The 21,233-nt window shown below is 70.0% G+C and carries 19 protein-coding genes; 16 read left to right on the top strand and 3 right to left on the bottom strand.

Annotated elements, in window-relative coordinates; all coding sequences use genetic code 11:
- Window positions 1-17: 17 nt before the first annotated feature.
- The gene (locus tag ACQEV2_RS07225; RefSeq protein WP_433037760.1) at window positions 18-257 is read right to left on the bottom strand and encodes a hypothetical protein; all 240 of its coding nucleotides are present in this window, start codon (window positions 255-257) and stop codon (window positions 18-20) included.
- Here ACQEV2_RS07225 and ACQEV2_RS07220 point away from each other — a divergent pair.
- Complete coding sequence (locus ACQEV2_RS07220) at window positions 256-804, top strand: HIT family protein (RefSeq protein ID WP_062722603.1); 549 nt, start codon at window positions 256-258, stop codon at window positions 802-804. The genes ACQEV2_RS07225 and ACQEV2_RS07220 overlap by 2 nt on opposite strands.
- Before the next feature lie 136 nt (window positions 805-940).
- Here the strand turns inward: ACQEV2_RS07220 and ACQEV2_RS07215 are convergent, their stop codons facing one another.
- Window positions 941-2,602 (bottom strand): hypothetical protein, encoded by a 1,662-nt coding sequence (locus ACQEV2_RS07215; protein ID WP_433037758.1) that lies wholly within the window; start codon window positions 2,600-2,602, stop codon window positions 941-943.
- A gap of 204 nt (window positions 2,603-2,806) precedes the next feature.
- Window positions 2,807-5,005: an elongation factor G-like protein EF-G2 gene (locus ACQEV2_RS07210; RefSeq protein ID WP_433037756.1), complete on the bottom strand. Its 2,199-nt coding sequence runs from the start codon at window positions 5,003-5,005 to the stop codon at window positions 2,807-2,809.
- A gap of 218 nt (window positions 5,006-5,223) precedes the next feature.
- Between ACQEV2_RS07210 and pgsA the strand changes: the two genes are divergently transcribed.
- From pgsA to relA, 15 genes are all read left to right on the top strand, one after another.
- A complete protein-coding gene (gene pgsA / locus ACQEV2_RS07205) occupies window positions 5,224-5,973 on the top strand; it encodes a phosphatidylinositol phosphate synthase (RefSeq protein WP_433054258.1) in 750 nt (249 codons plus the stop codon).
- Window positions 5,970-6,896, top strand: a complete 927-nt coding sequence (locus ACQEV2_RS07200; protein ID WP_433037754.1) for a phosphatidylinositol mannoside acyltransferase — start codon at window positions 5,970-5,972, stop codon at window positions 6,894-6,896. The genes pgsA and ACQEV2_RS07200 overlap by 4 nt, the downstream gene beginning before the upstream one ends.
- On the top strand, window positions 6,893-8,119 hold the full coding sequence (locus ACQEV2_RS07195) for a glycosyltransferase family 4 protein (protein WP_433037752.1): 1,227 nt from the start codon (window positions 6,893-6,895) through the stop codon (window positions 8,117-8,119). The genes ACQEV2_RS07200 and ACQEV2_RS07195 overlap by 4 nt, the downstream gene beginning before the upstream one ends.
- Window positions 8,120-8,337: 218 nt before the next feature.
- Window positions 8,338-8,880 carry a hypothetical protein gene (locus tag ACQEV2_RS07190; protein WP_433037750.1) on the top strand — a complete coding sequence of 181 codons (543 nt, stop codon included), beginning with the start codon at window positions 8,338-8,340 and terminating at the stop codon, window positions 8,878-8,880.
- Window positions 8,881-9,006: 126 nt separating this feature from the next.
- Window positions 9,007-9,912 (top strand): pyridoxal 5'-phosphate synthase lyase subunit PdxS, encoded by a 906-nt coding sequence (gene pdxS / locus ACQEV2_RS07185; RefSeq protein ID WP_062154397.1) that lies wholly within the window; start codon window positions 9,007-9,009, stop codon window positions 9,910-9,912.
- 24 nt (window positions 9,913-9,936) lie between these two features.
- Window positions 9,937-10,545, top strand: a complete 609-nt coding sequence (gene pdxT, locus ACQEV2_RS07180) for a pyridoxal 5'-phosphate synthase glutaminase subunit PdxT (RefSeq protein WP_433037747.1) — start codon at window positions 9,937-9,939, stop codon at window positions 10,543-10,545.
- Window positions 10,546-10,593: 48 nt separating this feature from the next.
- Window positions 10,594-11,346 carry a YebC/PmpR family DNA-binding transcriptional regulator gene (locus tag ACQEV2_RS07175; protein WP_433037745.1) on the top strand — a complete coding sequence of 251 codons (753 nt, stop codon included), beginning with the start codon at window positions 10,594-10,596 and terminating at the stop codon, window positions 11,344-11,346.
- 146 nt (window positions 11,347-11,492) lie between these two features.
- Window positions 11,493-12,035, top strand: coding sequence for a crossover junction endodeoxyribonuclease RuvC (gene ruvC / locus ACQEV2_RS07170; RefSeq protein WP_433037744.1), 543 nt, complete (start codon window positions 11,493-11,495; stop codon window positions 12,033-12,035).
- Window positions 12,032-12,637, top strand: coding sequence for a Holliday junction branch migration protein RuvA (gene ruvA / locus ACQEV2_RS07165; protein ID WP_433037742.1), 606 nt, complete (start codon window positions 12,032-12,034; stop codon window positions 12,635-12,637). The genes ruvC and ruvA overlap by 4 nt, the downstream gene beginning before the upstream one ends.
- 134 nt (window positions 12,638-12,771) lie before the next feature.
- Window positions 12,772-13,842: a Holliday junction branch migration DNA helicase RuvB gene (ruvB, locus tag ACQEV2_RS07160; RefSeq protein ID WP_433037740.1), complete on the top strand. Its 1,071-nt coding sequence runs from the start codon at window positions 12,772-12,774 to the stop codon at window positions 13,840-13,842.
- A gap of 189 nt (window positions 13,843-14,031) precedes the next feature.
- Entirely contained in the window at window positions 14,032-14,532 is a 501-nt protein-coding gene (yajC, locus tag ACQEV2_RS07155) for a preprotein translocase subunit YajC (protein ID WP_433037738.1), read from the top strand.
- Between the two features lie 133 nt (window positions 14,533-14,665).
- Entirely contained in the window at window positions 14,666-16,411 is a 1,746-nt protein-coding gene (secD, locus tag ACQEV2_RS07150) for a protein translocase subunit SecD (protein ID WP_433037736.1), read from the top strand.
- Between the two features lie 2 nt (window positions 16,412-16,413).
- Entirely contained in the window at window positions 16,414-17,529 is a 1,116-nt protein-coding gene (secF, locus tag ACQEV2_RS07145; RefSeq protein WP_433037734.1) for a protein translocase subunit SecF, read from the top strand.
- Entirely contained in the window at window positions 17,526-18,074 is a 549-nt protein-coding gene (locus ACQEV2_RS07140; protein WP_433037732.1) for an adenine phosphoribosyltransferase, read from the top strand. The genes secF and ACQEV2_RS07140 overlap by 4 nt, the downstream gene beginning before the upstream one ends.
- A 548-nt stretch (window positions 18,075-18,622) precedes the next feature.
- On the top strand, window positions 18,623-21,160 hold the full coding sequence (gene relA / locus ACQEV2_RS07135) for a GTP pyrophosphokinase (RefSeq protein WP_433037730.1): 2,538 nt from the start codon (window positions 18,623-18,625) through the stop codon (window positions 21,158-21,160).
- Window positions 21,161-21,233: the final 73 nt, after the last annotated feature.

Here is a 21,233-nt window from a genome sequence, read left to right as displayed (position 1 = left end):
GAAGGCCCTCGGGGAGTTCAGTTTCCCGGGGGCCTTTCGCCGTCCTCCAGCACCACGGCGTCCAGCAGATGCCTCCGTACGAAGCCCAGCCGCTGCCCGCTGAGCCGCCAGGACACGGCGTAGTCGACGCCGCAGCCGGCCCTGGCTGTGAACGGCAGCGCGTGGCAGAGGTCGAGCACGGTCTCCGGCAGACGGCCCGACCGAGCGCGAGCCCCGGCGACACGCCGGCCACGGGCGAAGCCATATGCTGCACGCATGACGAGTGAGCCGGAGCAGCAGTGGGGAGTGGGGATCCAGGACGCGTTCCAGCGTCTGTGGACGCCTCATCGGATGGCCTACATCCAGGGTGAGAACAAGCCGACCGGCCCCGGAGCGGACGACGGCTGCCCCTTCTGCTCGATCCCGGCCAAGTCCGACGAGGACGGGCTGATCGTCAAGCGCGGCGAGCAGGTGTACGCGGTCCTCAACCTGTACCCGTACAACGGCGGCCACCTCATGGTCGTGCCCTACCGTCACGTCGCCGACTACACCGACCTCACCGAGCCGGAGACCGTGGAGCTCGCCGCCCTGACCAAGCAGGCGATGACGGCTCTGCGCACCGCCTCCGGCGCCCACGGCTTCAACATCGGCATGAACCAGGGCACGGTCGCCGGCGCCGGCATCGCGGCCCACCTCCACCAGCACATCGTCCCGCGCTGGGGCGGCGACACGAACTTCATGCCGGTGGTGGGGCATACGCGGGTGCTGCCGCAGTTGCTCGCCGATACGCGCAAGATGCTGGCGGAGGCTTGGCCGACGGCTTGATGTCGGGGCCGGCGCTGCCATTGATCAGCCCGTCCGGCGCTTGAGGACGAGACCGTTCAGGCTGAAGGGGGGCTGGGGGCGCAGCCCCCAGGGGCGGCCACCCAGACCCACCTCACGCGGTCCGACCGCCGGAGGCCTACGCGTCGTACACGTCCGCTTTCCGAGGCGTCGGATCCTGCACAGCCGTGCTGAGGAACGCCGACCGCGTACCGAACTTCTCGGTGTCCACCCCGTTCTCCTCCAGCACCTTGATCGCCGCCGCGTGCACCACCCGTAGCACCGGCGTAGCGGCCCGCAACGCATCGTCGGCCATGAACCGGTGCCGCCACGGCTGATCCGCCCAGGCGTGCCGGAGCCCGAACGGCTCGGGCAGGCCTATGGTCCCGCCGAGCCAGTTGAGCAGTGGCGGATACCAGGAGATCGGGGCGCGGACCGCGAGCCGTACCACCTCGTCGCTGTTCACCAGCGGAAGCTTGATCTTGCGGGTCTCCCACGGCTTCAGTGACTTGGCGACCTCCTTGGTCGGCGCCTCGGGCTTCTCCTGGAACAGCCCGTTCACCGGACCGAGGGCATGCCCGGTGACCTCGATGCGCAGCGTCTCGTGCAGCACGGTCACCGTGATCAGCATGGTGATGATCAACTGCCCGTCCCAGAGCGTCCACTGGACGCCCAGGTAGTGCCGGTCACCGCTGCCGAACTGCTGCTTGTTGCAGATGTCCTGTATCGCGTGCGGCTTGACCACGTACGCCTCGACGTCCGTGCCCTCCGGCCGGGACACCGCCTTCGCGCCCTCGGCGATCGGCGTGACGACCCAGTGCCGTATCGAAGGCTTGGGGAAACCGCCGGTGTTGAGCGGACCGCGCTCCAGCATGCGCAGCTGGTCGTGGATCGAGCGGATGACGTCCCAGCTGCGGAACGGGTGGATCTCCCGGGTCGGGTCGGCCGGCACCAGGTCCTCGGCCAGCTGCCAGCTGCCCCAGCGCGTGCCCATGCCGAGTATCCCCTTGGGCCCGGCGTAGAAGACGGAGTTGGACTGCTGCTCGGCGCTGAGCTTGGCGAGGGACTGGCGGAGCTGTTCGGCCTGGGTCTCGGTGGGGCTGGTCGGCACCGCCTCCGGAACCTTCGCGCCGACGCTGCTGCCGGCCAGCAGGCTGTCCCAGCGCTCCCGCAGGTCCTTCGCGGTGCGCTCGCAGACCTGCTTGGCCCAGAACCAGCCGACCACGGGCATGACGACCGAGGCCCGCGCATACCAGGCCCAGAAGCCGGTGAACGGCATCCGGATCAGAAAGATCACGGCGAGTGCACCCGCCGCGACGAGCAGTGCGGAGGCGAGCGCACCGCCCCGCTTCTCGTCCCGCTTGGTGATGGTGGTCCGCAGCTGGAAGATCAGGAGCCATACCAGCAGCCCGGGCAGGAACAGCACGCCGCAGATCACCGTGATGGCGCTCAGCATCCGGTCGCGGGCCTTGCGGATGTTGTTGGCGGCCAGACAGTGCTCGACGACGACCTGCGGCTCGGTGCCGAAGGACTGGATCAGGGGCTTGCGGCCGCTGCCGAGCATGCGGTCGACCACGGCCCGGGAGTAGGCCTCACCCAGGTTGGGGCGGAAGATCTTCGCCCACTTGCGGCCTTCCTTGACATCGGTCTGATGCCATTCGTTGTCGGCCTTCTTGATGTCCTGGTAAGGGTTGTCCCGGTAGGCCGCGGAGGCCAGCGCGAACGTCGCCGTCTGCCCCTCGCCGGCCGTGCGAGGCACCTGCGGACCGAAGATGTCCGCGTAACCGCTGTCAACGGTCATTCCCGCCCCCGATCGCCGCACTGTCGCTTCTGCGGCCTTCCCGACTTCCGTACTGCGCACACCTGTCGATCAATGATCAGCGTATCCCCCGCCACTGACAACCGTCGGCGGACGGCCAAAGCCGCCCGCCGACGCGGAGGGGAGCGTTCCGCACAGGCTGTTCGATGGCATCGGGAAATGCCACTTGATGGCGCCGGGCGCCAACTAGGAGGCGGCGCGCGCCTCTTCACGAATCCTTTCTGCGATCTGCGGTGGCATCGGTTCGTGCCGCGCGTAGGAGCGGTTGAAGCGTGCGGTGCCGTGGGACAGCGACCGCAGATCGACGGCGTACCGGCCGATCTCGATCTCGGGCACCTCGGCCTTGATGACGGTGCGGCCACCGCTGGTCTGCTCGGTGCCGAGGACGCGGCCCCGCCGCCCGGACAGGTCGCTCATCACGGCGCCGACGTACTCGTCGCCGACGAGGACGGACACCTCGGCCACCGGCTCCAGCAGATGGATCTTCACGTCGGCCGCCGCCTCCCGCAGCGCGAGCGCGCCGGCCGTCTGGAACGCGGCGTCGGAGGAGTCCACGGAGTGCGCCTTGCCGTCGAGCAGCGTGACCCGGATGTCGACGAGCGGGTAGCCGGCCGCGACTCCCTTGGCCGCCTGGGCCCTTACGCCCTTCTCCACCGACGGGATGAACTGCCGCGGGACCGCGCCGCCGACCACCTTGTCGACGAACTCGATGCCCGAGCCGCCCGGCAGCGGCTCCACCTCGATCTCGCAGATGGCGTACTGCCCGTGTCCGCCGGACTGCTTGACGTGCCGGCCGCGGCCCGCCGACTTGCTCGCGAACGTCTCCCGCAGGGAGACCTTGTGCGGGACGACGTCGACCTGCACGCCGTAGCGGCTGCGCAGCCGTTCGAGGGCCACGTCCGCGTGCGCCTCGCCCAGGCACCACAACACCACCTGGTGGGTGTCCTGGTTCTGTTCGAGCCGCATCGTCGGATCCTCGGCGACCAGCCGGGACAGCCCCTGCGACAGCTTGTCCTCGTCCGCCTTGCTGTGCGCCTGAATGGCGAGCGGCAGCAGCGGGTCGGGCATCTGCCAGGGCTCCATCAGCAGCGGGTCGTCCTTGGCCGACAGCGTGTCGCCGGTCTCCGCGCGGCTCAGCTTCGCCACACAGGCCAGGTCGCCCGCGATGGCGTGGCTGAGGGTGCGCTGCTGTTTGCCGAAGGGCGCGGACAGGGCGCCGATCCGCTCGTCGACGTCGTGGTCCTCGTGTCCCCGGTCGGTCAGCCCGTGCCCGGAGACGTGCACGGTCGCGTCGGGGCGCAGGGTGCCGGAGAAGACGCGCACCATCGACACCCGGCCGACGTACGGGTCGGACGCCGTCTTCACGACCTCCGCGACCAGCGGCCCGTTCGGATCGCACAGCTTCAGCTCGCGCGGCTTGCCGTCCACCGTGGTGACCCGGGGTGCCTCGCGTTCCAGCGGGGTCGGGAAGCCCCGCGTGATCAACTCGAGCACCTCGACCGTGCCGAGTCCCTGCCGGGCACCGTCGGCGGCCGGGGCGGCGGCCAGGACGGGGAAGAACGTGCCGCGCGCGACGGCTCGCTCCAGGTCCTCGATCAGCGTCTTGACGTCGACCTGCTCGCCGCCGAGATACCGGTCCATGAGGGTCTCGTCCTCGCTCTCCGCGATGATCCCCTCGATCAGCCGGTTACGGGCCTCCTCGATCTCCGGCAGCTGGTCCTCGCCAGGTTCGGACTCCTTGCGCTCTCCGGACGAGTAGTCGAACAGCTTCTGCGACAGCAGCCCGATCAGACCGGTCACGGGCGCGTGCCCGTCCGGGCCCTGCGGGCCGTGCAGCGGCAGATACAGCGGGAGCACGGCGTCGGGGTCGTCCCCGCCGAAGGCCTCCGCGCAGATCCGCGTCATTTCCTCGTAGTCGGCTCGCGCGGCCTCCAGGTGCGTGACGACGATCGCGCGCGGCATGCCGACGGCCGCGCACTCCTCCCACACCATGCGGGTCGAGCCGTCCACGCCGTCCGAGGCGGAGACGACGAAAAGGGCCGCGTCCGCCGCGCGCAGACCGGCCCTCAGCTCCCCGACGAAGTCGGCGTATCCGGGGGTGTCCAGAAGGTTGACCTTGATGCCGTCCCATTCGACCGGCACCAGGGAGAGCTGCACCGAGCGTTGCTGCCGGTGCTCGATCTCGTCGTAGTCGGAGACGGTGCCGCCGTCCTCCACACGGCCCGCCCGGTTCACTGCCCCCGCGGTGAGCGCGAGAGCCTCCACCAGAGTCGTCTTGCCGGATCCGCTGTGGCCGACCAGCACCACATTCCGTACGGACGCGGGGTGGTCGGCCGCTGTAGCCCTGCCGGCGGCTCCGGGGTGTGCGTTCGCCTTGTCGCCCATGATCCTGCCTCCCGTGCACGGTGAGGTCACTGTGGGCGCGGACATGCGGATCCGCGTGCGATGGCGGCTCCGGTGACGCCCGCGGTTCTTCGAGCTTTCCACTCCCTTCACGGTGCGTCCATACGAACGACGTGATCGCGCCGTCCGGCACCGGTGGACCCGGCCGCCCGGCCCGGGTACGAGTGCCCGGCGGTCGCACTCACGCGCGCGTGGCTACGATGGGCCAGCCGGTGGCCAGCAGGGGCCGCACGGCGCCGATACCGACCCTCGGGAAGGCCATGCTGAACAAGTACGCGCGTGCATTCTTCACGCGTGTCCTCACGCCGTTCGCCGCATTTCTGATCCGGCGGGGCGTCAGCCCCGACACCGTCACGCTCATCGGCACCGCCGGCGTGGTCGCGGGCGCGCTGGTCTTCTACCCCATGGGCGAGTTCTTCTGGGGCACGGTCGTGATCACGCTGTTCGTGTTCTCCGACCTCGTCGACGGCAACATGGCCCGCCAGCTCGGCCGCTCCAGCCGCTGGGGCGCCTTCCTGGACTCCACGCTCGACCGGGTCGCCGACGGCGCGATCTTCGGCGGGTTCATCCTCTGGTACGCCGGAGGCGGCGACGACCTCGTGCTGTGCGCTGTCTCGATCTTCTGTCTGGCCAGCGGCCAGGTGGTGTCGTACACCAAGGCCCGTGGTGAGTCGATCGGCCTGCCGGTCGCCGTCAACGGCCTGGTCGAACGGGCCGAGCGCCTGGTGATCTCGCTGGTCGCGGCCGGTCTCGCGGGGCTGCACAAGTTCGGGGTACCCGGCATCCAGTACCTGCTGCCCGTCGCCCTGTGGATCGTCGCCGTCGGCAGCCTTGTCACGCTGATCCAGCGGGTCGTCACGGTCCGCCGGGAGTCGGCGGAGGCGGAGGAGGCGGCGGCCGCGCAGGACAAGCCGCAGAACGCCTCTCAAGGGAGCGAGGCCGCCAAGTGAGTGCCCAGGAGCGCCTCACGGACGCGCTGTACGGCCTCGGCTGGGGCACGGTCAAGAAGCTCCCCGAGCCGGTCGCCGTCCGGCTCGGCCGCACCATCGCCGACCTCGCCTGGAAGCAGCGGGGCAAGGGCGTGCGGCGGCTGGAGAGCAACTACGCGCGCGTGGTGCCCGACGCGAGCCCGGAGCGCCTCGCCGAGCTCTCACGCGCGGGCATGCGGTCGTACCTGCGCTACTGGATGGAGTCCTTCCGGCTCCCCGCCTGGAGCGCCGAGCGCGTCAAGGGCGGCTTCGAAGCCAAGGACCTCCACTACCTGACCGACGGTCTGGCCGCGGGCAACGGCGTCATACTCGCCCTGCCGCACCTGGCCAACTGGGATCTCGCGGGCGCCTGGGTCACCACCAAGCTGGAGACGCCGTTCACGACGGTCGCCGAACGCCTCAAGCCCGAGACGCTGTACGACCGCTTCGTCGCCTACCGCGAGGGCCTCGGCATGGAGGTCCTGCCGCACAGCGGCGGCAGCGCCTTCGGCACGCTGGCCCGCAGGCTGCGCGACGGTGGCCTGGTCTGCCTGGTCGCCGACCGTGACCTGTCCGCCTCGGGCGTCGAGGTGGACTTCTTCGGCGCCACGGCCCGCATGCCCGCGGGCCCGGCTCTCCTCGCCCAGCAGACGGGGGCGCTCCTGCTCCCCGTCACGCTCTGGTACGACGACTCGCCCGTCATGAAGGGGCGCGTGCATCCCCCGATCGAGGTACCCGAGGCAGGTACCCGGGCCGAGAAGACGTCTGTCATGACACAGGCGCTGGCCGATGCCTTCGCCTCGGGGATCGCCGAACATCCGGAGGACTGGCACATGCTCCAGCGCTTGTGGATCGCCGACCTCGAACCAAGACCAGTTGACGGCCCGGCCGGGGAGCGCCCGTGAAGATCGGCATCGTCTGCCCGTACTCCTGGGACGTACCGGGCGGCGTGCAGTTCCACATTCGCGACCTCGCCGAGTACTTCATCCGGCTCGGCCACGAGGTGTCCGTCCTGGCCCCCGCCGACGACGACACTCCGCTCCCGCCCTACGTGGTCTCGGCGGGCCGCGCCGTTCCGGTCCCGTACAACGGCTCAGTGGCCCGCCTCAACTTCGGCTTCCTGTCGGCGGCACGCGTACGCCGCTGGCTGCACGACGGCGAGTTCGACGTCGTCCACATCCATGAGCCGACCTCGCCCTCGCTGGGCCTGCTGACCTGCTGGGCGGCGCAGGGCCCGATCGTCGCCACGTTCCACACCTCCAACCCGCGGTCCAAGGCGATGATCGCCGCGTACTCGATCCTTCAGGCGGCCCTGGAGAAGATCAGCGCCCGGATCGCGGTGAGCGAGTACGCCCGCCGCACGCTGGTGGAACACCTGGGCGGCGACGCGGTGGTCATCCCCAACGGTGTCGACGTCGACTTCTTCGCCAAGGCCGAGCCCAACCCCGAGTGGCAATCGGAAGAGGCGCGAAGCCCGGTTGAGGGCGGTGGTGGGGGACGGGCGGGCGGCACGCTCGGCTTCATCGGCCGCATCGACGAGCCCCGCAAGGGCCTGCCGGTCCTGATGAAGGCCCTCCCGAAGATCCTCGCCGCCCGACCGCAGGCCCGGCTCCTGGTCGCGGGCCGCGGCGACGAGGAGGAGGCGGTGGAGTCCCTGCCCCGCGAACTCCGCTCCCGCGTGCAGTTCCTCGGCATGATCAGCGACGAGGACAAGGCCCGCTTCCTGCGCAGCATCGACCTGTACGTCGCCCCCAACACCGGCGGCGAGAGCTTCGGCATCATCCTGGTCGAGGCCATGTCCGCCGGGGCACCGGTCCTGGCCTCCGACCTCGACGCCTTCGCCCAGGTCCTCGACCAGGGGGCGGCGGGCGAACTGTTCACCAGCGAGGACGCCGACGCGCTGGCCGAGGCGGCCGTACGGCTCCTGGAGGACCCGGCGCGTCGGGCGCAGCTGCGGGAGCGCGGCAGCGCGCACGTACGCCGCTTCGACTGGTCGACGGTCGGCGCGGACATCCTGTCGGTGTACGAGACGGTGACGGCGGGCGCCGCGGCGGTGGCGGCGGACGAGAGGGCCGGGGGCGGCGCGGGGAGCGGCCTGCGAGCACGACTGGGGTTGGCGCGGGATTGACGGGCGGGGAGCGCCGGTTGGGCTGCGTTGTCGTCGATGGCGGCTCATCTCGGCGCCGGTCGGCGAAAATCAGCTCGTCCGGCGTTTGAGGACGAGGCCCGTTCAGGGCCGAAGCGGGGGTCTGGGGGCGGCAGCCCCCACCGGACACGCAAGCAGCCCCACCCCCCCAGCAGCCCCGCACGCCACCCGGCTGACCCCGCGGAGCTAGTCTGCCGCCCGTGACCGCAACCCTGATCTGGATCCTCGTCGCCCTCGTCGCCATCGGCCTCTACCTGAGCTGGACCGCAGGCCGCCTCGACCGGCTCCACGCCAGGATCGACGCGGCGCGCGCCGCCCTCGACGCACAGCTGCTGCGCCGCGCCTCCGTGGCCCAGGAGGTGGCCACCTCCGGCGTGCTGGATCCGGCCGCCTCGATCGTCCTGTACGAGGCGGCCCACGCCGCACGCCAGGCCGAGGAGGAGCAGCGGGAGGTCGCCGAGAGCGAGCTGAGTCAGGCGCTGCGGGCCGTGTTCGCCGAGGCCCCGCAGGTGGAGGTGGTACGGGAGGCACCCGGGGGCGAGGAGGCGGCCCGCGAGCTGACCGAGGCGGTACGCCGCGTGCCGATGGCCCGCCGCTTCCACAACGACGCCGTGGGAGCGGCCCGCAGGCTGCGCGAGCACCGCAAGGTCCGCTGGTTCCGGCTGGCCGGCCACGCACCCTTCCCCCTGGCGTTCGAAATGGACGACGAGCCGCCCGCGGCACTGGCCGACAGAGCCGCCTGACCAGCGCATTCGTCGCACAGACCAGGAAAAGGATCCACAGGCTTCGCATTGGCCCTTGCTGTGGACTGGTCCACTCCCGTTTCCTCGGTGCTTGCAGTAACCCTTCTTCACCGTGTGAGGTCACCCGTGTCCATCTCCGAAAACCAGGCCCCCGAGACCGGCACCGCGCGCGTCAAGCGCGGCATGGCCGAGCAGCTCAAGGGCGGCGTGATCATGGACGTCGTCACGCCGGAGCAGGCGAAGATCGCCGAGGACGCGGGCGCGGTCGCCGTCATGGCCCTGGAGCGGGTCCCCGCCGACATCCGCAAGGACGGCGGCGTGGCCCGTATGTCCGACCCGGACATGATCGAGGGCATCATCGACGCCGTCTCCATCCCGGTCATGGCCAAGTCCCGCATCGGCCACTTCGTCGAGGCCCAGGTCCTGCAGTCCCTCGGCGTGGACTACATCGACGAGTCCGAGGTGCTCACCCCGGCCGACGAGGTCAACCACTCCGACAAGTGGGCCTTCACCACGCCGTTCGTCTGTGGCGCCACCAACCTGGGCGAGGCCCTGCGCCGCATCGCCGAGGGTGCCGCGATGATCCGCTCCAAGGGCGAGGCCGGCACCGGCAACGTCGTCGAGGCCGTCCGCCACCTGCGCCAGATCAAGAACGAGATCGCCAAGCTGCGCGGCTTCGACAACAACGAGCTGTACGCCGCCGCCAAGGAGCTGCGCGCCCCGTACGAGCTGGTCAAGGAAGTCTCCGAGCTCGGCAAGCTCCCGGTGGTGCTGTTCTCCGCCGGCGGCGTGGCCACCCCCGCCGACGCCGCGCTGATGCGCCAGCTCGGCGCCGAGGGCGTCTTCGTCGGCTCCGGCATCTTCAAGTCCGGCGACCCGGCCAAGCGTGCCGCCGCCATCGTCAAGGCGACCACCTTCTACGACGACCCGAAGATCATCGCGGACGCGTCCCGCAACCTCGGCGAGGCCATGGTCGGCATCAACTGCGACACTCTCCCCGAGGCCGAGCGCTACGCCAACCGCGGCTGGTAAGCACCCTCCAAGGACTGCACGTACATGACTGACGCACCCGTCATAGGCGTCCTGGCCCTCCAGGGCGACGTACGGGAGCACCTCATCGCCCTGGCCGCGGCCGACGCCGTGGCCAGGCCGGTGCGGCGCCCCGAAGAGCTCGCCGAGGTCGACGGCCTCGTCATCCCCGGCGGCGAGTCCACGACCATCTCCAAGCTGGCCATCCTCTTCGGCGTGATGGAGCCGCTACGCGCGCGCGTACACAGCGGCATGCCCGTCTACGGCACCTGCGCCGGCATGATCATGCTCGCCGACAAGATCCTCGACCCGCGCTCGGGCCAGGAGACCGTCGGCGGCATCGACATGATCGTGCGCCGCAACGCCTTCGGACGGCAGAACGAGTCCTTCGAGGCGGCGGTCGACATCAAGGGCGTGGACGGCGATCCTGTGGAAGGCGTGTTCATCCGCGCCCCCTGGGTCGAGTCCGTCGGCGCCGAGACCGAGGTCCTCGCCGAGCACGACGGTCACATCGTCGCGGTCCGCCAGGGCAACGCGCTGGCCACGTCGTTCCACCCGGAACTGACCGGCGACCACCGCGTGCACGGCCTGTTCGTCGACATGGTGCGCGCGAACCGGACAGCGGAGTCCTTGTAGGATCTCTGGCGTTCGTTCATAGATGGGTTACGCGAAGGAGACAGGCAGATGTCCGGCCACTCTAAATGGGCCACGACGAAGCACAAGAAGGCCGTCATCGATGCCAAGCGTGGCAAGCTCTTCGCGAAGCTGATCAAGAACATCGAGGTCGCGGCCCGCATGGGCGGCGCCGACCCGGACGGGAACCCGACCCTCTACGACGCCATCCAGAAGGCCAAGAAGAGCTCGGTCCCGAACAAGAACATCGACTCCGCGGTCAAGCGCGGCGCGGGCCTCGAGGCCGGTGGCGCCGACTACGAGACGATCATGTACGAGGGCTACGGCCCGAACGGCGTCGCGGTGCTCATCGAGTGCCTCACCGACAACCGCAACCGCGCCGCCTCGGACGTCCGTGTCGCCATGACCCGTAACGGCGGCTCCATGGCCGACCCGGGCTCCGTGTCGTACCTCTTCAACCGCAAGGGCGTCGTCATCGTCCCCAAGGGCGAGCTGACCGAGGACGACGTTCTCACCGCCGTCCTGGACGCGGGCGCAGAGGAGGTCAACGACCTCGGCGAGAACTTCGAGGTCATCAGCGAGGCCACCGACCTGGTCGCCGTCCGCACGGCCCTCCAGGACGCCGGCATCGACTACGAGTCCGCGGACGCCAACTTCGTCCCGACCATGCAGGTCGAGCTCGACGAAGAGGGCGCCAAGAAGATCTTCAAGCTGATCGACGCGCTCGAGGACAGCGATGACGTGCAGAACGTCTTCGCCAACTTCGACGTCAGCGACGAGATCATGGAGAAGGTCGACGCGTAACGCTGCCGCGACGCGGCGGAGTTCACTGGCTCAGCGGGCCGACGGGACATCCCCGTCGGCCCGTCGCTTTGCCGGGAGTTGCTGACCGGCGTTGTCGGTGGCACCCGATAGCCTGCACAAACAGGCGATCGAAGGGAGGGGCGCGGGTGCGTGTACTGGGGGTGGACCCGGGTCTGACGCGATGCGGTGTCGGCGTGGTCGAAGGAGTCGCCGGACGCCCGCTCACCATGCTCGGCGTCGGCGTCGTCCGTACGCCCGTGGACGCCGAGTTGGGCCACCGCCTCGTCGCCATCGAGCAGGGCATCGAGCAGTGGCTGGACGAACACCGGCCCGAATTCGTCGCCGTGGAGCGCGTGTTCAGCCAGCACAACGTCCGTACGGTGATGGGCACCGCCCAGGCGAGCGCCGTCGCCATGCTCTGCGCCGCCCGCCGCGGCATTCCCGTCGCGCTGCACACCCCCAGCGAGGTCAAGGCCGCCGTCACGGGCAGTGGCCGCGCCGACAAGGCCCAGGTGGGCGCCATGGTCACCCGCCTGCTGCGGCTCAGCGCCCCGCCCAAACCGGCCGACGCCGCCGACGCCCTCGCGCTCGCCATCTGCCACATCTGGCGCGCCCCCGCGCAGAACCGACTCCAGCAGGCCGTGGCCCTGCACACCGCCAAGGCTTCATCGAAAGGCCGTATCGCATGATCGCGTTCGTCAGCGGCCCGGTCGCCGCCCTCGCCCCCGACTCCGCGGTGGTGGAGGTGGGCGGGATCGGCATCGCCGTCCAGTGCACGCCGAACACCCTCTCGGGCCTGCGGATGGGCCAGCAGACCAAGCTGGCCACCTCCCTCGTCGTCCGCGAGGACTCGCTCACCCTGTACGGCTTCGCGGACGACGACGAGCGCCAGATCTTCGAGCTGCTGCAGACCGCGAGCGGCGTCGGCCACCGTCTGGCCCAGGCGATGCTGGCCGTCCACTCGCCGGACGCCCTGCGCAGGGCGGTGTCGACCGGCGACGAGAAGGCCCTCACCGCCGTCCCCGGCATCGGCAAGAAGGGCGCCCAGAAGCTGCTGCTCGAGCTGAAGGACCGATTGGGCGAGCCGATCGGCGCGCCCGCGGTCGGCAGGGCGGTCACCAGCGGCTGGCGCGACCAGCTGCACGCCGCCCTGATCGGCCTCGGCTACGCCACCCGCGAGGCCGACGAGGCCGTGGCCGCCGTAGCACCGCAGGCCGAGGCGACCGAGGGCACCCCCCAGGTCGGCCAGTTGCTGAAAGCCGCCCTGCAGACGCTCAACAGAGCTCGCTGAGCCCTGGACCACCGCGCCCGCCCGAAGCCACCACGAGACCCGAGGCACACGTCATGCTGTGCCTTCCCGGGCGACAACCCCCGGGCCCCCGGCCGACCGACCCTCCCCGGCACACCCCAGCTAGGAGAACCGCAGTGAACTGGGACGACACCACCGACACCCCCGCCACCGAGCGGCTCGTCGGTGCGTCCGCCGACCGTGAGGACCAGGCCGTCGAGGCCGCGCTGCGCCCGAAGGACCTGGGCGAGTTCATCGGCCAGGAGAAGGTCCGCGAACAGCTCGACCTCGTCCTGCGCGCCGCACGCGCGCGTGGCGCCACCGCCGACCATGTGCTGCTCTCCGGCGCCCCCGGCCTCGGCAAGACGACCCTCTCGATGATCATCGCGGCCGAGATGGGCGCTCCCATCCGCATCACGTCGGGCCCCGCCATCCAGCACGCCGGCGACCTCGCCGCCATCCTCTCCTCCCTCCAGGAGGGCGAGGTCCTCTTCCTCGACGAGATCCACCGCATGTCCCGGCCCGCCGAAGAGATGCTGTACATGGCGATGGAGGACTTCCGCGTCGACGTGATCGTCGGCAAGGGGCCGGGCGCCACCGCCATCCCGCTGGAGCTGCCCCCGTTCACCCTGGTCGGCGCCACCACGCGCGCGGGCCTGCTGCCACCCCCGCTGCGCGACCGCTTCGGCTTCACCGCGCACATGGAGTTCTACGAGCCCGTCGAGCTGGAGCGCGTCATCCACCGATCGGCCGGCCTCCTCGACGTCGAGATCGAGGCCGACGGCGCCGCCGAGATCGCCGGCCGCTCCCGCGGCACACCCCGTATCGCCAACCGCCTGCTGCGCCGCGTCCGCGACTACGCCCAGGTCAAGGCCGACGGGATCATCACGAAGGACATCGCCGCAGCCGCCCTCGCCGTCTACGAGGTCGACGCCCGTGGCCTCGACCGCCTCGACCGCGCCGTCCTGGAAGCCCTGCTCAAGCTGTTCGGCGGTGGCCCGGTCGGCCTGTCCACGCTCGCCGTCGCGGTGGGGGAGGAGCGCGAGACCGTCGAGGAGGTCGCCGAACCCTTCCTCGTCCGGGAGGGTCTGCTCGCCCGCACCCCGCGCGGCAGGGTCGCCACGCCCGCCGCATGGGCGCATCTCGGCCTCACCCCGCCCCGCTCGTCAGCTGCGGGAAACGGACAACAGGACCTGTTCGGGGCGTGACGGCACCGTGATGCCGCCATGACGGCGAGCTCAGTGGCCGGAGCAGGAACCCCGGTGCCATGCTGAGCGTTGTTCCCTGCGCGGAGACTCGCTTAGACTCCGCCGATGCCGCCCTTGTCGGCGGCGCACAAAATCCCCCAACCATCAAGGCCGCTCACCATCGCGGTCGTGTGAAGGAAGTTCCGACCCGTGAGTCTCGTGACCCTCCTCCCGTTCATCGTGCTCATCGGGGCCATGTTCCTGATGACCCGGTCGGCCAAGAAGAAGCAGCAGCAGGCCGCCGACATGCGGAACCAGATGCAGCCCGGATCCGGTGTCCGCACCATCGGAGGCATGTACGCCACCGTCAAGGAGGTCAGCGACGACACCGTCCTCCTTGACGCCGGCCCGGGCGTGGAGCTCCTCTTCGCCAAGAACGCGATCGGTGCCGTCCTCTCCGACGACGAGTACAACCGCATCGTGCACGGCATCGAGCACGACCTGAAGTCCGACGTCGTCCCCGACGACGCCTCCTCCCTCACCGAGGCCGACGAGCCCGCCGCTGCCGCCGCCTCCGACGACAAGCCCGTCGACTTCGGCAAGAAGGACGAGAAGGACGAGGCCGAGAAGCCGTCCGAGGAGGCCGTGGCCGCCGAGGCGAAGGCGGACGACGAGCCGAAGAAGACCGACGGCGACTCCGACGCGAAGTAGCCATGTGCCGGGGCGCGCAGGCGACGCCTGCGCGCCCCCGGGCATGCCGATCTCGCACGGGGATCCCGACACCATGTGATGGCCGCCCGCCCGCTGATCCGGAGCGAGGCGGCCCGAGAGGGAGTACGAGAAGGTGGCAGCACCTAAGAAGGGCCGGAACGCGAGCGCCCAGAGCAAGCCAGGGCGCTCGCTGGCCCTCATCCTGATCGCCATCGCGGCGCTCACCGGGGGGATGTTCGCCTCGGGGCACACCACTCCGCGTCTTGGCATCGACCTGGCCGGCGGCACGAGCATCACGCTGCGCGCGGAAGCCGAGCCCGGCCAGGAATCCGCGATCAACAAGACCAACATGGACACCGCGGTCGAGATCATGGAACGCCGTGTCAATGGTCTGGGCGTCTCGGAGTCCGAGGTACAGACCCAGGGCGATCGCAACATCATCGTCAACATCCCCAAGGGCACGAACTCCAAGGAAGCCCGGGCCCAGGTCGGCACCACCGCCAAGCTGTACTTCCGTCCGGTCCTGCAGCGGGAAGCTGCCACCGGCGCGTCCACCGCGACTCCGACCCCGAGCGCGAGCGGCTCCCCGAGCCCGTCCAGTACCGACAAGACCGGCGACAAGGACTCCGCGACCAGTCCGTCGGCCACCGCCACCACGCAGGGCCGTGCCGTCACCGACGCGCTGAAGGCGGACGCCACACCGTCCGCGAGCAACGACTCCAAGGCCTCCGGCAGCCCTTCGCCGTCCGCGTCCAGCAGTGCCGGTTCCACGTCCGGCGATCTGGAGAAGAAGTACGCGGCGCTCGACTGCACCGATCCGAAACAGCGTGCGGCCGCCGGTAAGGGAGCCAAGAGGGACGAGCCGACGGTCGCCTGTGGCCAGGACGGCAAGGTGTGGAGCAAGTTCCTGCTGGGCCCGGTCGATGTCGACGGCACCGACATCACCAAGGCCCAGGCGAGCTTCAACACCCAGAGCGCCGCAGGCTGGCAGGTCGACATGACCTTCGACTCCAGCGGTGCCAAGAAGTTCGCCGACGTCACCGCCGAGCTGGCGAAGCAGACCAGCCCACAGAACGAGTTCGCGATCGTGCTGGACGACGAGGTCGTCTCCCACCCCTTCGTTCAGGGCACCATCGCCGGCGGCAAGGCCCAGATCTCCGGCAGCTTCAGCCAGGAGGAGGCCAAGAGCCTCGCGAACATGCTGTCGTACGGCGCCCTGCCGCTGTCCTTCAGCGAGGACAGCGTCACCACGGTGACCGCCGCGCTCGGCACCGAGCAGCTGCAGGCCGGTCTGATCGCCGGTGCGATCGGTCTCGCCCTGGTCGTCATCTACCTGCTGGTCTACTACCGCGGCCTGTCGTTGATCGCCATCCTCTCGCTGCTGGTCTCCGCCGCGCTGACCTACACGCTCATGTCGCTGCTCGGCCCGACCATCGGCTTCGCGCTGAACCTGCCGGCCGTCTGCGGTGCCATCGTCGCCATCGGCATCACGGCGGACTCGTTCATCGTGTACTTCGAACGTGTCCGTGACGAGATCCGCGAGGGCCGCTCGCTGCGCCCCGCCGTCGAGCGGGCCTGGCCGCGCGCCCGGCGCACCATCCTGGTCTCCGACTTCGTGTCGTTCCTCGCCGCCGCGGTGCTGTTCATCGTCACCGTCGGCAAGGTCCAGGGCTTCGCGTTCACCCTCGGCCTGACCACCCTGCTCGACGTGGTCGTCGTGTTCCTGTTCACCAAGCCGCTGCTGACGATCATGGCCCGCAGCAAGTTCTTCGCGAGCGGACACAGCTGGTCCGGCCTCGATCCCAAGCGACTGGGTGCCCAGCCCCCGCTGCGCCGCACCCGCCGTCCCTCCGCCCCCGTCGAGACGAAGGAGGCGTGAGAATGTCGAAGCTCGGCAACCTCGGCGCCCGACTGCACCGTGGCGAGGTCGGCTACGACTTCGTCGGCAACCGCAAGATCTGGTACGGCATCTCGATCCTGATCACCATCACGGCCATCGTCGGCCTGGCGGTGCGCGGCCTGAACATGGGCATCGAGTTCCAGGGCGGAGCGGTCTTCACCACCCCGAAGACCAGCGTCTCGGTGAGCCAGGCGCAGGAGTACGCGGAAGAGGCGTCCGGTCACGACGCGATCGTGCAGCAGCTCGGCAAGGGCCAGCTGCGCATCCAGGTCGCGGGCATCGACACCAAGCAGGCCGACAAGGTCTCGGCGGAGCTGGCCAAGGACCTGGGCGTCGCGGAGAAGGACGTCACCGGCGAGCTGGTCGGCCCCAGCTGGGGTGAGCAGATCGCCAACAAGGCATGGCAGGGCCTGGGGATCTTCCTCATCCTCGTGGTGATCTATCTGGCGATCGCGTTCGAGTGGCGTATGGCGCTCGCCGCGTTCGTCGCCCTGATCCACGACATCACCATCACGGTGGGCATCTACGCCCTCGTCGGCTTCGAGGTCACACCGGGCACGGTGATCGGTCTGCTGACAATCCTCGGTTACTCGCTCTACGACACGGTCGTCGTCTTCGACAGCCTCAAGGAGCAGACAAAGGACATCACCAAGCAGACCCGCTGGACCTACAGCGATGTCGCCAACCGTTCGATCAACAGCACGCTGGTCCGCTCCGTCAACACCACGGTGGTCGCGCTGCTGCCGGTGGCCGGCCTGCTGTTCATCGGTGGCGGTTTCCTCGGCGCCGGCATGCTCAACGACATCTCGCTGTCGCTGTTCGTCGGCCTCGCGGCCGGTGCGTACTCCTCGATCTTCATCGCCACGCCGCTCGTCGCCGACCTCAAGGAGCGCGAGCCGCAGATGAAGGCCCTGAAGAAGCGGGTGCTCGCCAAGCGTGCCCAGGCTGCGGCGCAGGGTGAGTCGCCGGCCGCCCAGGTCGACGACGAGGCACACACCGACGAGCCGGAGGACGCAGCCCCCGCGGTCGTCGGCCCGCGCAACCAGCCCGCGTCCCGCGGCCGGGGCCGTGGCCGACCCTCGGGGAAGCGCCGATGACCGAGCTCGCAGACGTCACGACGCTCCTGCTCAGCCGTATCCGTGACGTGGCCGACTACCCGGAGCCGGGCGTGATGTTCAAGGACATCACCCCGCTCCTGGCGGACCCGGCGGCGTTCACGGCGCTCACCGACGCCCTGGCCGAGATCGCCGGGAACACCGGTGCCACGAAGATCGTCGGTCTGGAGGCCCGCGGCTTCATCCTCGGCGCCCCGGTCGCCGTCCGCGCGGGCGTCGGCTTCATCCCGGTGCGCAAGGCTGGCAAGCTCCCCGGTGCGACGCTCAGCCAGGCGTACGACCTGGAGTACGGCTCGGCGGAGATCGAGGTGCACGCCGAGGACCTGGCATCGGGTGACCGTGTCCTGGTCATCGACGACGTCCTGGCGACGGGCGGCACCGCCGAGGCCTCGATCCAGCTGATCCGCCGGGCCGGCGCCGAGGTGGCCGGCCTGGCCGTCCTGATGGAACTCGGCTTCCTCGGCGGCCGCGCCCGCCTGGAACCGGCCCTGGCCGGAGCCCCACTGAAGTCGCTGCTCACGGTCTGACCCGCGAAGCGCTCCGCACCACGCGGGGCCTGGGAACCGCAACCTATGCCGCGCGCCTGTACCCGAGGCGCGCGGCATACGCATACGGGGGCGCTCCTGTACGGGCAGGCGCCCCGCGATGGCCACATGGAGGGCGTGGCCGCGCGTGGGACGGCGCCCGCCCCGGGCGATGGCTCCGGTGCCGTACGGCGGCGCCTCGGCGGGAGTGACGCGGGCGGCGCCGGTGTTTGTCCGCCGTGGGGCGCGACTTGTCCAACGCCTCCAGCGCCTCGGCCGGCGTACGGCCTGGCTGGAAATACGCGCTGCGCGCCCCGCGCACGCCCCGTCCGACGGGCGTATGCAAGCCCCGTGACAACCGCAGGAAATGTTGTCGGCGCCACCCGTGGCACACCGCGCCGACGGCGCCGCAGGAATCCCGCGGCAGCCCCTCGCGTTTCACCGGTAGACGGCCCTCACATCAGGCTGAAGGCGATCCTGGGGCCCAGGATCGCTACCATGGGGTCTCCGGAGCCTGACCGGGGGACCCGGATCGCGCACGAGGAGCCCTCTTGCCAGACGAGGCCCAGCACCTGACCGCCGCCAAGCCCGAGTCCGCCTCGGCGCCCGCGGCGAAGCCCGCGCCGAACGCGTCGCACGCGAAGAACGACCCGCGTGGGGCGGTCGAGCATGCCCAGTCCGCACCGGTCGACAAGCCCGCCGAGCAGGCCCGCCCCAAGCCGGCCCCACCCGAGCGCCCCGCGACCGCACCGGTACGCCCGAACACCGGTCAGCCGGCCCGCACCGGCTCCTCCAACCGCGTCCGCGCCCGCCTCGCCCGCCTCGGCGTCCAGCGCTCCAACCCGTACAACCCGGTGCTGGAGCCGCTGCTGCGGATAGTGCGCAGCAACGACCCGAAGATCGAGACGGCCACGCTCCGGCAGATCGAGAAGGCCTACCAGGTCGCCGAGCGCTGGCACCGCGGCCAGAAGCGCAAGAGCGGCGACCCGTACATCACCCACCCGCTGGCGGTCACCACCATCCTCGCCGAGCTGGGCATGGATCCGGCCACCTTGATGGCGGGCCTGCTGCACGACACCGTCGAGGACACCGAGTACGGCCTCGACCAGCTCCGCCGCGACTTCGGCGACTCCGTCGCCCTGCTCGTCGACGGCGTCACCAAGCTGGACAAGGTCAAGTTCGGCGAGGCGGCGCAGGCCGAGACCGTGCGCAAGATGGTCGTAGCCATGGCCAAGGACCCGCGTGTCCTGGTCATCAAGCTCGCCGACCGCCTGCACAACATGCGCACCATGCGCTACCTCAAGCGCGAGAAGCAGGAGAAGAAGGCGCGCGAGACCCTCGAGATCTACGCGCCCCTCGCCCACCGCCTCGGCATGAACACCATCAAGTGGGAGCTGGAGGACCTCGCCTTCGCGATCCTCTACCCCAAGATGTACGACGAGATCGTACGGCTGGTGGCCGAGCGGGCACCGAAGCGTGACGAGTACCTGGCCATAGTGACCGACGAGGTCCAGCAGGACCTGCGCGCCGCCCGCATCAAGGCGACCGTCACCGGCCGCCCGAAGCACTACTACAGCGTCTACCAGAAGATGATCGTCCGCGGCCGTGACTTCGCGGAGATCTACGACCTCGTGGGTATTCGTGTACTTGTCGACACGGTCCGCGACTGTTACGCCGCCCTCGGCACCGTGCACGCGCGATGGAACCCGGTCCCCGGCCGGTTCAAGGACTACATCGCGATGCCCAAGTTCAACATGTACCAGTCGCTGCACACGACGGTCATCGGCCCCAACGGCAAACCGGTCGAACTCCAGATCCGTACGTTCGACATGCACCGCCGTGCCGAGTACGGCATCGCCGCGCACTGGAAGTACAAGCAGGAGGCCGTCGCCGGCGCCTCCAAGGTCCGCACCGACGCTCCCAAGTCGTCCGGCAAGGGCAAGGACGACCACCTCAACGACATGGCGTGGCTTCGCCAGCTGCTGGACTGGCAGAAGGAGACCGAGGACCCGGGCGAGTTCCTGGAGTCCCTGCGCTTCGACCTGTCCCGCAACGAGGTCTTCGTCTTCACCCCCAAGGGCGACGTCATAGCGCTCCCGGCAGGTGCCACTCCGGTCGACTTCGCCTACGCCGTCCACACCGAGGTCGGCCATCGCACGATAGGCGCGAGGGTCAACGGACGTCTGGTCCCGCTCGAATCCACCCTGGACAACGGCGACTTGGTCGAGGTCTTCACCTCGAAGGCGCCCGGCGCGGGCCCCTCCCGCGACTGGCTCGGCTTCGTGAAGTCGCCGCGCGCCCGCAACAAGATCCGGGCGTGGTTCTCCAAGGAGCGCCGCGACGAGGCGATCGAGCAGGGCAAGGACGCGATCGTCCGGGCGATGCGCAAGCAGAACCTGCCGATCCAGCGCATCCTGACCGGCGACTCGCTGGTCACGCTGGCGCACGAGATGCGCTACCCGGACATCTCCGCGCTGTACGCGGCGATCGGCGAGGGCCATGTCTCCGCCCAGAACGTCGTACAGAAGCTCGTGCAGGCGCTCGGCGGCGAGGAGGCCGCCACCGAGGAGATCGACGAGGCGGTCCCGCCGACCCGCGGTCGCAGCCGCAAACGGCGCTCCAGCGCCGACCCGGGCGTCGTCGTCAAGGGCGTCGAGGATGTGTGGGTCAAGCTGGCCCGTTGCTGTACACCCGTACCCGGCGACCCGATCATCGGCTTCGTCACGCGCGGTAGCGGAGTATCGGTTCACCGCAGCGACTGCGTGAACGTGGAGTCACTGTCCCGCGAGCCCGAGCGCATCCTCGAGGTCGAGTGGGCGCCCACCCAGTCCTCGGTCTTCCTGGTCGCCATCCAGGTCGAGGCCCTGGACCGCTCCCGGCTCCTGTCGGACGTCACCCGCGTCCTGTCCGACCAGCACGTCAACATCCTGTCCGCGGCCGTCCAGACCTCCCGCGACCGCGTCGCCACCTCCCGCTTCACCTTCGAGATGGGCGACCCGAAGCACCTCGGGCACGTCCTGAAGGCGGTCAGGGGAGTGGAGGGCGTGTACGACGTGTACCGGGTGACGTCGGCGCGCAGCCGGGCGTAGTCATACGACGAGAAGGGGCCCCGTACACGCGTACGGGGCCCCTTCTCGTCGTAAAGGCTTTCGCCAGCTTGCC

Origin of the sequence: Streptomyces sp. CA-251387 (genome assembly GCF_050936625.1) — a bacterium.
In the GTDB taxonomy this organism is placed as follows: Bacteria; Actinomycetota; Actinomycetes; order Streptomycetales; family Streptomycetaceae; genus Streptomyces.
This window is presented reverse-complemented; position numbering and strand designations above follow the sequence as displayed.